The following is a 13,595-nucleotide window of genomic DNA, read 5'->3' on the forward strand; positions in this document are numbered from 1 at the left end:
TACAGGAGGAACATAAATGAAGTCAGAATTTCATTCAACCACCATCTGTGCGGTTGAAAAAGATGGAAAATTTGCCATGGCCGGTGACGGACAAGTAACGATGGGAGAACAGGTCGTTATGAAAGGAACCGCTCGGAAAGTCCGTCGAATTTACAATGGTGAAGTGATCGTTGGTTTTGCCGGCAGTGTGGCAGATGCCTTTACCTTGGAAGAAAAATTTGAAGGAAAACTAAATGAATACAACGGAAATTTGCAGCGAGCTGCAGTAGAATTGGCACAAGAATGGCGGACTCAGCAATCGATGCAAAAATTAGAGGCGATGCTGATCGTCATGAATGATAAGGAGATGCTTTTGGTCTCTGGGACAGGCGAAGTCATTTCGCCAGATGAAGGGATCTTAGCCATCGGTTCAGGTGGAAACTATGCCTTGGCAGCAGCCCGCGCGATGAAACGTTATGGCGGTGAACTATCTGCCAAAGAAATTGCTGAAGGTGCCTTGAATATTGCCGCAGACATTTGTGTCTTTACGAATCACAATATCATTGTAGAAGAGTTTTAAAGAGGGATGACGATATGACAAACCAAAACAAATCACCACGAGAAATCGTGAAAGAATTAGATGAATACATCGTTGGACAAACCAACGCCAAAAAATCAGTGGCTGTTGCTTTGAGAAATCGCTACCGCCGGCTGCAATTAGATGAAAAGATGCAACAAGATGTCACACCAAAAAATATTTTGATGATCGGACCAACAGGGGTTGGTAAAACGGAAATTGCGCGACGCTTAGCAAAGATCGTTGATGCACCTTTCGTTAAGTTAGAAGCGACGAAATTCACGGAAGTCGGCTATGTCGGTCGAGACGTAGAATCGATGGTACGTGACCTCGTTGAGAATGCGATCCAAATCGTGAAAAAAGAACAATATAAAAACGTGCGGATCCAAGCAGAGAAAAAAGCCAACCGTCGTTTAGTAAAAGTCTTAGTTCCTGGTATTAAAAAGGAACAGAAAAAGAATACCAATCCTTATGAACAAATGATGAATATGTTCAACGCCGCACAACAACCAGAAGAGCCAAAAGAAGAATTGACGGATGAGATTCGCAGCAACCGTCAAGCCATTTTTGAGCAATTAGAAAAGGGCCTTTTAGACAACCGGGAAGTGACGATCCAAGTCGATGAGCCGAAAAATCAAGCACCGATGATGAACAATGGCTTAGAACAAATGGGGATCGATTTGAATGAAACCTTAGGAGCATTGAAACCGCAAAAGAAAATTGAACGCACAGTAACCGTAAAAGAAGCACGAGAATTGCTGATTCAAGAAGAATCCTCAAAACTGGTCAACGACGCGGATATTCATAGTGAAGCATTACGTTTAGCAGAATCTAGTGGCATCATTTTTCTAGATGAAATCGACAAAGTATCTTCGAAATCACAGCAGTCAGGAGAAGTTTCTCGTGAAGGGGTGCAAAGAGATATCTTGCCGATCGTTGAAGGATCGCAAGTCAATACGAAATACGGAACCCTACAAACAGACCATATCCTTTTTATTGCTTCTGGGGCATTCCACCTGTCGAAACCAAGCGATCTGATCCCTGAATTGCAAGGGCGTTTCCCGATTCGTGTGGAACTAGATGATTTGACAAAAGAAGACTTTGTTAAAATTTTAACGGAGCCCAACAATGCCTTAGTCAAGCAATACATTGCCTTGTTAGGAACCGAAAATGTCAAAGTAGTCTTTACGATGGAAGCTATCGAGAAAATTGCCGAAATTGCTTATCAAGTGAATCGCGATACCGACAATATTGGTGCTCGTCGTTTGCATACGATTCTAGAGAAACTACTTGAAGACTTATTATTTGAAGCATCTGAGATGCAAATGGGTGAAATCACCATCACAGAAGCGTATGTGGAAGAAAAACTTGCGTCCATCGCAAAAGATGAAGACTTAAGCCGGTATATTTTATAAAGGGAGCGGACCAATGAAAACATTATTAGAAAAGACAAGACAAATCAACGAATTATTGCAGCAAAAAAACACCTTTAATTTAGCTTCTGATTTGCCTTACGACAAGATGGCTGTCATTTTAGGAAACATCCTAGACAGCAATGCGTATATTATTAGCATTGACGGTAGCGTGTTAGGTTTTGTTGAGAACCATGATGTCAATAATGAACGCATCAAAAAAATGTTTGTTGAAAAACAGTTTCCTAAAAATTATACAGATTTAGTCGATCACCTGACTTCCACAGAAGCTAATGTGCCAATCAGTGATGATATGACCGCTTTTCCTGTAGAAGGCCGTGAGTTGTATCCCAACGGACTAACGACCATCGTACCGATTTACGGTGCAGGAGAACGTTTAGGTACGATCATTCTTTCCAGAATCGATAAGTCCTTTGATGACGACGATTTGGTATTAGCGGAATACAGTGCGACAGTTGTTGGTATGCAATTCTTGTACCAAAAATCCCGCAGTATCGAAGAAGATGTTCGCAGTACCACAGCTGTTCAAATGGCAATCAACACCCTTTCTTATAGTGAGTTGAAAGCTGTTCAAGCGATCTTTGAGGCATTAGAAGGCGACGAAGGTCGTCTGACCGCGTCAAGTATCGCTGATCGCATTGGAATTACACGGTCGGTGATCGTAAATGCTTTGCGTAAACTAGAGTCTGCCGGCATTATAGAATCCCGCTCTTTGGGGATGAAAGGCACCTATTTAAAAGTGCTTAACAGCCGCTTTAAAGAGGAATTGACGAAACATCAATATTAGGAGATGAGACCATGACAGTTACCATCACGGCGGGTCATCTGCAAGCAAAAATTGCAGAAAAAGGGGCTGAGCTACAAAGCTTAGTTGATACAAGCAATGACCTTGAATATATTTGGCAAGCTGATCCAAACCACTGGGGAAAGCATGCGCCAATCTTATTTCCGATTGTTGGCGCCTTAAAAGAGGACACCTATCAGCATGAGGGCAAAAGTTATCATTTGCCCCGTCATGGGTTTGCCAGAGACATGGTGTTTACTGTCGTTGAAAAACGTACAGACTATGCCTTGTTTCTATTAGAAAGTTCAACTGAAACCAAAGTGAAGTATCCGTTTGATTTTCAGCTGTATGTCAGTTACGAATTAGGCGGTGATGGCTTAGTCGTCAAATACCAAGTAAAGAATAGCGGTCAAAAAGAACTATTCTTCTCCATTGGAGGACACCCTGCATTCAACGTCCCACTTGAAAAAGGGCTGACATTTGAAGACTACTACCTTTCTTTTTCTCCAAAAAAATCACGAGTGAAATTGCCATTAAAAGGCAATTATATTGATTATGAACAACGCACACTCGGTCAAACGAATACGGATTTGCGCTTGACCCACGATATGTTTGCAAATGATGCGCTGGTTTATGAAACGAAAGGATTACATTCCTACTCGATTCGCAGTGAGAAATCGCCTCATAGTGTTACGTTAAGCTACAATAATATGCCGTATGTCGGTTTTTGGTCCACGTATCCCGTAAAATCGCCGTTTCTATGTATAGAACCATGGTGCGGTATCGCAGATACACTGGAAGCTTCCGGTGAGCTTTCAGAAAAATTGGGTATTCAAGCACTTTCGCCTGAGGAGTTATTTGAAACAAAGTACTCGATCACAGTCAAATAAAAGCAGGCAAAAAGAAGCTGAGAAAAGTCATTGCACTTTTCTCAGCTTCTGCTTATTTGTTCGCTTGACGCTTATTCAGACCAAACGGTACCCGACTTTCAGTCCCGTCTTTAATACGTGAAATATTTTCGCGATGGCGAATAAAGATAAAAATCGTTACGCCGATCGCGATGAAGGTCAGCAACCAGTTTTGCTCAGGCAATATCGCAGGGGCGATAAAAGGCAAAACGACCGTCGATAAGGTGATCAAACACGCCGCGATCATACTGGTCAGGCTTACCATACTTGTCACATAAAGACAGATAACAAAAATCAATGAAGAATAAATGAAAAAGAGCGGATTGTATCCTAAGAGCATCCCAGCACTTGTCGCCACCGCTTTGCCGCCTTTAAACTTGGCAAAGATCGGAAAGGTATGACCTAAGATCGCGCAGACCCCAAACCAGAGCGGATTGACGGTATGGAGACCAAAGAGGACAGGCAAACTGGTTGCCAAAGTTCCTTTTAAGATATCCATCAATAAAACAACGATCCCGGCTTTCTTTCCTAAAACGCGAAATGTATTGGTCGTTCCCGTATTGCCGCTGCCGAATTGGCGAATATCTTTTTTGAAAAACAATTGGCCAATCCAAACACCCGAGGGGATCGAACCTAAAAGGTAAGCAACAATAAATAAAAGAATCGTATTCATAATAACCAACTTTCTTTGCAAGGCTAGGGCAATTTTAGCATGAAAACGCCTTTCCAACAATAAGAAAATCTTTCGCTAGTCAGGGAAAGAAGAAAAACAGCTTTCCTCGGAGCTGTGAAACACAAACAAGCCATTTTGTGACTCTAGCTTGTGCAAACAAAGGAAAAAGGATAAGATAGTTTAGAAAAATGTTCGCTTGAAAAAAGCGTATTTTGTGTTAAGATTTTTTTTGCAGTCCTTTCAGCAGTAAAAAAGGACTGATCAAGATTAAAGGAGCGGTGGGTTTGGCAAAGAAAACCACAGAATATAATGATGCTTCCATTCAGGTCTTAGAGGGCCTAGAAGCAGTAAGAAAACGGCCAGGAATGTATATCGGCTCGACCGATAGCCGCGGCTTACATCACTTAGTGTATGAAATCGTCGATAATGCGGTTGATGAGGCACTCTCAGGATACGGCAATGAAATCGATGTTACGATCCACAAAGACAATAGTATCAGTGTTCGAGACAACGGGCGAGGAATGCCGGTCGGGACACATGCATCGGGAATCCCTACTGTTGAAGTGATCTTCACAGTGCTACATGCCGGCGGGAAGTTTGGCCAAGGAGGCTACAAAACTTCTGGCGGCCTTCATGGGGTTGGTGCCAGTGTTGTAAATGCTCTATCCAGCTGGCTGGAAGTAGTCATCGTTCGTGATGGCATCGAATACAAACAGAGCTTCAAAGACGGTGGGAAACCAGCGGGTACTTTGAAAAAAATCGGCAAAACTCGTAAACCAACTGGAACCACAGTCACCTTTAAACCTGACGACACGATCTTTTCAACAACCAAATTCTCCTATGAAATTCTCGCAGAACGTTTAAGAGAATCGGCTTTCTTGCTAAAAGGGGTCAAAATCTCCCTGACGGATGAACGTGGGGAAGAACCAATTCATGAAGTTTTTTTATATGAAGAAGGCATCAAAGAATTCGTTGATTATTTAAATGAAGAAAAAGATACCTTGACCCAGGTGGTGTATTTTTCCGGTACCAAAGAAGCAATCGAGGTAGAACTTGCCTTTCAATACAATGATGGCTATTCGGAAAATGTCTTGTCCTTTGTCAACAATGTACGTACCAAAGATGGTGGTACCCATGAAGTGGGGATGAAAACGTCAATGACGAAAGCTTTCAATGAATATGCCCGCAAGGTCAATTTGTTGAAGGAAAAAGATAAGAACCTTGAAGGTAGTGATTTTCGTGAAGGCTTAGCGGCCGTGTTGTCGATCCGTGTTCCAGAAAATCTTTTGCAATTTGAAGGGCAGACCAAAGGGAAATTAGGAACACCCTTAGCAAGAAATGCTGTAGACAATGTGATTGGCGAGCAACTAGGCTATTACCTGCAAGAAAACAGTGAAATGAGTCAAATGCTGGTTCGTAAAGCGATCAAAGCAAGAGAGGCCCGTGAAGCTGCCAGAAAGGCGAGAGAAGAAAGCCGCACAGGAAAGAAACGCAAAAAAGGTGAGTCACTGCTTTCTGGAAAATTAACGCCTGCTCAGTCTCGTAATCCTAAGAAAAATGAATTGTATTTGGTGGAGGGGGACTCAGCCGGCGGGTCAGCGAAGCAAGGCCGTGACCGCAAGTTCCAAGCGATTTTACCGTTACGAGGCAAAGTTATCAATACAGAAAAAGCCAAGATGCAGGATATTTTGAAAAATGAAGAGATCAATACCATGATCTATACTATCGGTGCCGGTGTTGGCCCAGAGTTTTCGATTGAAGACTGCAATTATGACAAAGTCATTATCATGACCGATGCGGATACCGATGGGGCGCACATCCAAGTGCTGCTTTTAACGTTTTTCTACCGGTATATGAAACCTTTGATCGAAGCGGGAAAAGTATACATTGCTTTGCCACCTTTGTATAAAGTGTCTAAAGGGTTAGGGAAAAAGGCAGTAGTCGAATATGCTTGGACGGATGATGAACTAAGCAAACTGACCCAAAAAATCGGTAAAGGCTATATGCTTCAGCGCTACAAAGGGTTGGGGGAAATGAATGCCGATCAATTGTGGGAAACGACGATGGACCCAGAAACGCGGACGCTGATTCGGGTAAGAATCGATGATGCGGCCCAAGCAGAACGCCGTGTCACCACACTGATGGGGGACAAGGTAGAACCTCGTCGGAAGTGGATCGAAAGCCATGTTCAATTCAGTTTAGAAGAAGATGGCAGTATTTTGGATAAAAAAGAAGATACGGTACCGGAATTAGTTGATGAAAAGTTAATGGATACCGAACAAGCAGAAAGCAAACATTTAGTTAAGGAATAGGAGGTGGTCTCTTGGAACACAGAAGCAATATACAAGAATTGACATTGGAAGAAGTGATGGGAGATCGCTTCGGTCGATATTCCAAATACATTATTCAAGAACGGGCATTGCCAGATATTCGTGATGGGTTAAAACCGGTTCAGCGGCGCATCTTGTTCGCCATGAACCAAGACGGCAATACGTATGACAAAGGCTTCCGCAAATCAGCGAAATCAGTCGGGAATATCATGGGGAACTTTCATCCCCATGGTGACTCGAGTATTTATGAAGCAATGGTCCGCATGAGCCAAGACTGGAAATTGCGTCAGATTTTGATTGAAATGCACGGAAACAACGGGAGTATGGATGGTGATCCGCCAGCTGCCATGCGTTATACCGAAGCACGACTTTCAGAATTAAGCGGTGAGCTGTTAAAAGATATCGAAAAAAACACCGTCGAATTGGTGTGGAATTTTGATGATACCGAAAAAGAACCAACTGTCTTACCAGCAAAATACCCAAATCTGTTAGTCAATGGCTCAACTGGGATCTCAGCTGGGTATGCAACGGAAATTCCCACCCATAATTTAGGGGAAATCATTGATGGAACGGTCTATTTGATCGACCATCCGCAAGCTTCTTTGGATCAGCTGATGAAGTATATTCCCGGCCCTGATTTTCCAACAGGAGGGATTTTACAAGGGAAAGAAGAAATCAAAAAAGCCTATGAAACAGGCAAAGGCAAAGTGATCCTGCGTTCGAAAACCAAGATCGAAGACATCAAAGGTGGCAAGCAGCAAATCGTTATCAATGAGATTCCCTATGAGGTCAATAAAGCCAATCTAGTCAAAAAAATGGATGAGATTCGTTTGAATAAACGGATCGACGGGATTGCTGAAGTGCGTGATGAAACTGACCGTACTGGTTTGCAGATCGTTGTCGAGCTGAAAAAAGAAGCAAATGCACAAGGAATTTTAAATTATTTATTTAAAAATACCGAATTGCAGATCAACTACAACTTCAACATGGTGGCTATCGACAATATGCGCCCCCAACAAGTCGGTTTGAAACGGATTTTAGAAAGCTACATCAAGCATCGGCGTGAAGTGATCGAAAAACGCAGTCGTTTTGAACTGCAAAAAGCCCAAAAGAGACAGCATATCGTCGATGGGTTAATCAAAGCTTTATCGATTCTTGATGAAGTGATCGCCACCATTCGCGGCAGTAAAGACAAAAAAGATGCCAAAAACAATCTGGTTGTTCAGCACGGTTTTACGGAAGAGCAAGCAGAAGCCATTGTGAACTTACAGTTGTACCGCTTGACCAATACGGATATCACACAATTGCAAGCAGAGGCGAAAGAACTTGCTGAAACGATCGCTGAATTGACAACGATTTTAAATGAGGAAAGTGAATTACTGAAAGTGATCAAAAAGGAATTGCGGGAGATCAAGAAAAAATATTCGACACCGCGATTGACTGAGATCGAAGCCGAAATTCAAGAAATCAAGATCGAAACACAAGTTTTAGTCGCGCAAGAAGAAGTCGTCGTGACAGTCACAAGAGACGGTTATGTCAAACGCAGCAGTTTGCGTTCTTACGGTGCCTCAAAACCAGAAGAGATCGGCATGAAAGAAGGCGACTCTTTACTTTACAGCAACCAAATGAATACGTTGGATCATCTGTTATTGGTAACCAATAAAGGAAACACGATCTATCGTCCGGTTCATGAATTGCCTGATTTAAAATGGAAAGATCTAGGCGAACATATTTCGCAAACGGTTATGACACTGGCGCAAGATGAAATGATCATTGGGGTCTTTGCCTACAAAGAGATCGATCCGTTGAAAAACTTTGTGCTGATCAGTAAAAACGGCATGATTAAACAAACACGAATGACGGAATTTGAACCTTGGCGCACCTATAAGACACGGCCAATGACGATCATGAAGCTGAAAGATGAATCAGATGAATTAGTCAATGTCTTTTTGACTGATCAAACAGAAGAAATGGATGTCTTTTTAGTCAGTCATCTTGCCTTTGGCTTACGGTATTCGCTTAATGAAGTGCCCGTTGTGGGACCAAAAGCAGCTGGGGTCAAAGCGATGAACCTTAAAGCGGATGATTATCTTATCAATGGGTTGTTAGTTTATTCAGAAGGGGATACACCGATCGTTCTGATTACCCAACGTGGCGCAGCAAAACGCATGCTAGCCCAAGAGATCACCCAATTAGGACGGGCGAAGCGTGGATTGATGGTCTTACGGGAATTGAAGAAAAACCCTCATCGCGTAGTCTATATGGGGAATGGAGAGAACCAGCAGCTACTGGTAACCAACCAAAAAGGACAAGCCTTTGAAGTCATCACGAATCAAATCCCGATCAATGATCGGACCTCCAACGGCTCATTTATCATGGATGAGAAAACAGGGGGGCAAATCTACGAAGTGAAAACACAAATCAGTCCTGCAATCGCAGAGGATTCTGTACTATAAATTATAACAAAGCAACCATTCTGTACCAGTACAGAATGGTTGCTTTTTTGCCTCTTAATTAATCTTTCACATTAATAAAAAACGCACTTTAATAAAAGATTCACATTTGATAAATGCTTATAAATCAACGTTTTTAATAATAAAAATCTTAAAAAAAACTAAATTGTTCAAAATAATTCTTGAAAACACTTGCAATCATTAGGGTGTGTGTTATACTGTTCACGTAAAGCTGTTACATTAGTGAACAGAAAATTTAAGGAGGTCCATCAGATGGAACAATGGAATGGATTTAAAGGAAAAACTTGGAAAGAAGAAGTAAACGTACGCGACTTCATCCAAGAAAACTACACACCTTATGACGGAACAGATGAATTCCTAGCAGATGCTACTGAAGCAACGACGAAGCTATGGGATCAAGTCATGGAACTGAACAAGCAAGAGCGTGAAGCTGGCGGCGTATTGGATATGGATACAAAAGTCGTTTCAACGATTACTTCTCATGGACCTGGCTACTTAGACAAAAACTTAGAAACAGTTGTTGGTTTCCAAACGGAAAAACCATTTAAACGCAGCTTGCAACCATTTGGCGGCATCCGCATGTCAGAACAAGCAGCAGAATCTTACGGCTATGAAATCGATGCGGAAGTTTCTCACATTTTCCGCGACTACCGTAAAACACATAACCAAGGGGTATTTGATGCCTATACACCTGAAATCAGAGCAGCTCGTCGTTCTGGTGTAATCACAGGTCTTCCTGATGCATACGGCCGTGGCCGGATCATTGGTGACTACCGTCGTGTTGCATTATACGGAGTGGATTTCTTGATCAAAGAAAAACAACAAGACCTATTGTATTGCGGAAACGGAACCATGTCTGAAGACATTATCCGCCAACGTGAAGAATTAAGTGAACAAATTCGCGCTTTAAGCGAATTGAAAGAATTAGGAAACATTTACGGATTTGATATTTCTAAACCAGCTCAAACGGCGAAAGAAGCATTCCAATGGTTATATCTTGGTTACTTAGCAGCCATCAAAGAGCAAAATGGTGCGGCAATGTCATTGGGACGTACGTCAACTTTCCTTGATATTTATGTTGAACGCGATTTAAAAAATGGCGTGATGACTGAAGAAGAAGCACAAGAAATCGTTGACCATTTTGTCATGAAACTACGTCTTGTGAAATTTGCTCGGACGCCTGATTACAACGCATTGTTCTCTGGTGACCCAACTTGGGTAACTGAGTCAATCGCTGGTATGGGTGAAGATGGACGCCACATGGTAACAAAAAACAGCTTCCGTTTCTTACACACTCTAGCAAACTTAGGTCCAGCACCAGAACCAAACTTGACTGTTTTATGGTCAACACGTTTGCCTCATAACTTCAAAACATTCTGTGCGAAAATGTCGATCCAAACATCAGCGATTCAATATGAAAACGATGATGTGATGCGTGGACATTGGGGCGATGATTACGGAATCGCTTGTTGTGTATCCGCAATGCGCATCGGGAAACAAATGCAATTCTTTGGTGCTCGTGCAAACTTAGCGAAAACATTGTTGTATGCAATCAACGGTGGGGTCGATGAAAAATCAAAAGCACAAGTTGGACCAAAATTCCAACCAATTACTTCTGAATACTTGGATTACAACGAAGTAATGGAAAAATATGACACAATGATGGACTGGATTTGTGATCTGTATGTGAACACATTGAACATCATTCATTACATGCATGACAAATATTCTTATGAACGCATTGAAATGGCGCTCCAAGATACAGATATTCTACGTACGATGGCTACTGGTATCGCTGGTTTCTCTGTTGCAGTTGATTCATTATCAGCGATTAAATATGCCAAAGTTCGTACGATTCGTGATGAAAACGGCATTGTTGAAGATTACGAAATCGAAGGCGATTATCCTAAATACGGAAACAATGATGACCGTGTAGATGATATCGCAGTCAACTTGTTGAAAGCTTTCATGAAGAAAGTAAAACGCACAAAAACATATCGTGATGCAAAACATACAACTTCGATCCTTACAATCACTTCTAATGTGGTTTATGGGAAGAAAACAGGGAACACGCCTGATGGACGTCGTGCAGGTGCACCATTTGCTCCAGGTGCAAACCCAATGCATGGCCGCGATACGCATGGTGCATTAGCAAGTCTTTCGTCAGTTGCGAAATTACCATATGATTACTCATTAGATGGTATTTCAAACACCTTCTCAATCGTACCTAAAGCATTAGGTCGTGACGATGAGACACAACAAGAAAACCTAGCAACAATGCTAGATGGCTATGCAGCAAAAGGTGGTCACCACTTAAATATCAACGTATTTAACCGTGATACATTACTTGATGCGCAAGCTCACCCAGAAAAATACCCACAATTAACGATTCGGGTTTCTGGTTATGCGGTTAATTTCATTAAATTAACCAAAGAACAACAAGATGATGTCATTGCTCGTACAATGCACGAAGCAATGTAATAAGCAACAACTTCAGGCGGCGGACGGGAAAATCCGCCGCCTCTTGTTTTGAGAGTATCAGACGGAGCATGGTTATCCGTCGTTTCGAAGAAAGGAAGAGCATTATGGCAGTAACAGGACAAGTACATTCAACAGAAAGTTTTGGATCAGTAGATGGACCAGGTATCCGTTTTATTGTATTCATGCAAGGATGCCGCATGCGTTGCCAGTTTTGTCATAATCCAGATACTTGGAAGATTGGCACGGGTATCGAACGAACGACTGATGACGTCTTAGAAGAGGCGTTGAAATATCGCGAATTCTGGGGACAAAAAGGTGGGATCACCGTTAGTGGTGGGGAACCGTTACTTCAAATGGACTTTCTGATCGATCTGTTTCGCAAAGCCAAAGCAGAAGGGGTCAGCACAACACTGGACACTTGCGGAAAACCATTTACACGAGAAGAGCCTTTTTTCAGTAAGTTTCAAGAGTTGATGACTGTGACTGATTTGCTGTTGTTTGATATCAAACATATCGATAACAAAGCCCATAAAGAGCTGACCACCCAATCCAATGATAATATTTTGGATATGGCAAATTATCTTTCAGAGATCAATCAGCCCGTCTGGATTCGTCATGTGCTGGTTCCTTTTAGAAGCGATTATGATGACTTCTTGATCCGTTTGGATGAATTTATCAAGACGTTGAAGAATGTCGATAAAGTTGAGATCTTACCTTATCACACGATGGGGAAATACAAGTGGGATGAGCTAGGCTTGAAATATCCCCTTGAAGGAATCGAACCACCAACCGAAGATCGGGTGAAAAATGCCAAACGTTTGCTCCATGTAGATGACTATAAAGGCTACTTAACCCGTTGATCAAAACAGGAAAGAAGAGATTGCTATTGCTTCTTTCCTGTTTTTTTACTATGATTAGAAAGTGAATATCAATTGAAATAGGAGCGATGAAGAAATGTCGAAAATATTAGTATTCGGTCACCAAAATCCTGATACCGACGCTATTGGTGCAGCGATTGCCTTTGCAAACTTACAAAATCAACTTGGGAAAGACTGTGAAGCGGTGGCGCTAGGTACACCGAATGAAGAAACACAATTTGCACTAGACACCTTTAGCCTGGCTGCTCCTCGTGTAATCGATTCAGTAACTAAGGAAACACAAGAAGTAATGCTGGTGGATCACAATGAGTTTCAGCAAAGTGCGGCAGATATCGCTGATGTTACAGTGTTGGCAGTGGTTGATCATCACCGTATTGCTAACTTTGAGACAGCCAATCCGTTGTATTATCGTGCAGAACCTGTTGGTTGTACCAGTACGATCGTATTGAAGTTATACAAAGAAAATCAAGTGGAAATTCCAAAATCGATCGCAGGAATCATGCTTTCAGCGATCATCTCCGATACATTGTTGTTCAAATCGCCAACATGTACCGATGAAGATGTAGCGGCAGCAAAAGAATTAGCGGTTTTAGCAGGTGTTGAACTGGAAGCATACGGATTGGATATGTTGAAAGCCGGCACAAATCTTGGAACGAAATCAGCAGCAGAATTGCTGGATCTTGATGCAAAAAGCTTCCCAATGGGCGGGAAAAACATCCGTATCGGACAAGTCAATACAGTCGACCTAAAAGAGGTCTTTGACCGTCAAGCAGAATTGGAAGCTGCCATGAAAGAATCAATGTCAGCAAATGGCTATGATTTGTTCTTGCTTGTTGCTACTGATATCTTAGACAGTAATTCTGAGCTATTAGTTGTTGGTGAACCAATTGCCCCAGTAGAAGCAGCGTTTGAAACGACATTAACGAACCATCGTGCCTTTTTACCTGGCGTTGTTTCTCGTAAAAAACAAATCGTTCCTCAATTAACAGCGGTTTTCGAAGGATAATTAGGATAAATGTCAGAGTGCTGGTGAGATCTGTTTTGGTAGATCAAGCCAGCATTTTTCATGATTTTTTTA

The 13,595-nt window shown here is 42.0% G+C and carries 10 protein-coding genes; 9 read left to right on the forward strand and 1 reads right to left on the reverse strand.

Going from position 1 to position 13,595, the window contains the following annotated elements; translation table 11 throughout:
• The first annotated feature begins 16 nt into the window (after window positions 1-16).
• From hslV to IGJ26_RS06160, 4 genes are read left to right on the forward strand one after another with little or no spacing between them, the layout of a single operon-like run.
• The gene (gene hslV, locus IGJ26_RS06145; RefSeq protein ID WP_005229630.1) at window positions 17-559 is read left to right on the forward strand and encodes an ATP-dependent protease subunit HslV; all 543 of its coding nucleotides are present in this window, start codon (window positions 17-19) and stop codon (window positions 557-559) included.
• Window positions 560-573: 14 nt separating this feature from the next.
• Window positions 574-1,971: an ATP-dependent protease ATPase subunit HslU gene (hslU, locus tag IGJ26_RS06150; protein WP_005236820.1), complete on the forward strand. Its 1,398-nt coding sequence runs from the start codon at window positions 574-576 to the stop codon at window positions 1,969-1,971.
• Between the two features lie 13 nt (window positions 1,972-1,984).
• The gene (gene codY, locus IGJ26_RS06155; protein WP_005236817.1) at window positions 1,985-2,776 is read left to right on the forward strand and encodes a GTP-sensing pleiotropic transcriptional regulator CodY; all 792 of its coding nucleotides are present in this window, start codon (window positions 1,985-1,987) and stop codon (window positions 2,774-2,776) included.
• Window positions 2,777-2,787: 11 nt separating this feature from the next.
• Window positions 2,788-3,663, forward strand: a complete 876-nt coding sequence (locus IGJ26_RS06160) for an aldose 1-epimerase family protein (RefSeq protein ID WP_008379674.1) — start codon at window positions 2,788-2,790, stop codon at window positions 3,661-3,663.
• Window positions 3,664-3,715: 52 nt separating this feature from the next.
• Here IGJ26_RS06160 and plsY read toward each other — a convergent pair whose 3' ends face one another.
• Entirely contained in the window at window positions 3,716-4,354 is a 639-nt protein-coding gene (gene plsY / locus IGJ26_RS06165) for a glycerol-3-phosphate 1-O-acyltransferase PlsY (RefSeq protein ID WP_008379676.1), read from the reverse strand.
• A gap of 284 nt (window positions 4,355-4,638) precedes the next feature.
• On the opposite strand from plsY, the gene parE reads away from it, so the two are divergent.
• The 5 genes from parE (at window position 4,639) to IGJ26_RS06190 (ending at window position 13,523) form a co-directional block, all read left to right on the forward strand.
• Entirely contained in the window at window positions 4,639-6,666 is a 2,028-nt protein-coding gene (parE, locus tag IGJ26_RS06170) for a DNA topoisomerase IV subunit B (protein WP_034872209.1), read from the forward strand.
• A gap of 11 nt (window positions 6,667-6,677) precedes the next feature.
• Window positions 6,678-9,140, forward strand: coding sequence for a DNA topoisomerase IV subunit A (gene parC, locus IGJ26_RS06175; RefSeq protein WP_005236805.1), 2,463 nt, complete (start codon window positions 6,678-6,680; stop codon window positions 9,138-9,140).
• A gap of 270 nt (window positions 9,141-9,410) precedes the next feature.
• Window positions 9,411-11,639, forward strand: coding sequence for a formate C-acetyltransferase (gene pflB, locus IGJ26_RS06180; RefSeq protein WP_194199446.1), 2,229 nt, complete (start codon window positions 9,411-9,413; stop codon window positions 11,637-11,639).
• Between the two features lie 104 nt (window positions 11,640-11,743).
• The gene (gene pflA / locus IGJ26_RS06185) at window positions 11,744-12,499 is read left to right on the forward strand and encodes a pyruvate formate-lyase-activating protein (RefSeq protein WP_008379682.1); all 756 of its coding nucleotides are present in this window, start codon (window positions 11,744-11,746) and stop codon (window positions 12,497-12,499) included.
• 94 nt (window positions 12,500-12,593) lie between these two features.
• Window positions 12,594-13,523, forward strand: coding sequence for a manganese-dependent inorganic pyrophosphatase (locus IGJ26_RS06190; RefSeq protein WP_194199447.1), 930 nt, complete (start codon window positions 12,594-12,596; stop codon window positions 13,521-13,523).
• Window positions 13,524-13,595: the final 72 nt, after the last annotated feature.

It is taken from the genome of Enterococcus sp. AZ095a, assembly GCF_050546735.1.
Classification (GTDB): Bacteria; Bacillota; Bacilli; order Lactobacillales; family Enterococcaceae; genus Enterococcus_D; species Enterococcus_D entomosocium.

Excerpts from the sequence above, each read along its gene's own strand:
- hslV (WP_005229630.1), top strand. The coding sequence starts at position 17 with ATGAAGTCAGAATTTCATTCAACCACCATCTGTGCGGTTGAAAAAGAT.
- hslU (WP_005236820.1), top strand. The coding sequence starts at position 574 with ATGACAAACCAAAACAAATCACCACGAGAAATCGTGAAAGAATTAGAT.
- codY (WP_005236817.1), top strand. The coding sequence starts at position 1,985 with ATGAAAACATTATTAGAAAAGACAAGACAAATCAACGAATTATTGCAG.
- IGJ26_RS06160 (WP_008379674.1), top strand. The coding sequence starts at position 2,788 with ATGACAGTTACCATCACGGCGGGTCATCTGCAAGCAAAAATTGCAGAA.
- plsY (WP_008379676.1), bottom strand. The coding sequence starts at position 4,354 with ATGAATACGATTCTTTTATTTATTGTTGCTTACCTTTTAGGTTCGATC.
- pflB (WP_194199446.1), top strand. The coding sequence starts at position 9,411 with ATGGAACAATGGAATGGATTTAAAGGAAAAACTTGGAAAGAAGAAGTA.
- pflA (WP_008379682.1), top strand. The coding sequence starts at position 11,744 with ATGGCAGTAACAGGACAAGTACATTCAACAGAAAGTTTTGGATCAGTA.
- IGJ26_RS06190 (WP_194199447.1), top strand. The coding sequence starts at position 12,594 with ATGTCGAAAATATTAGTATTCGGTCACCAAAATCCTGATACCGACGCT.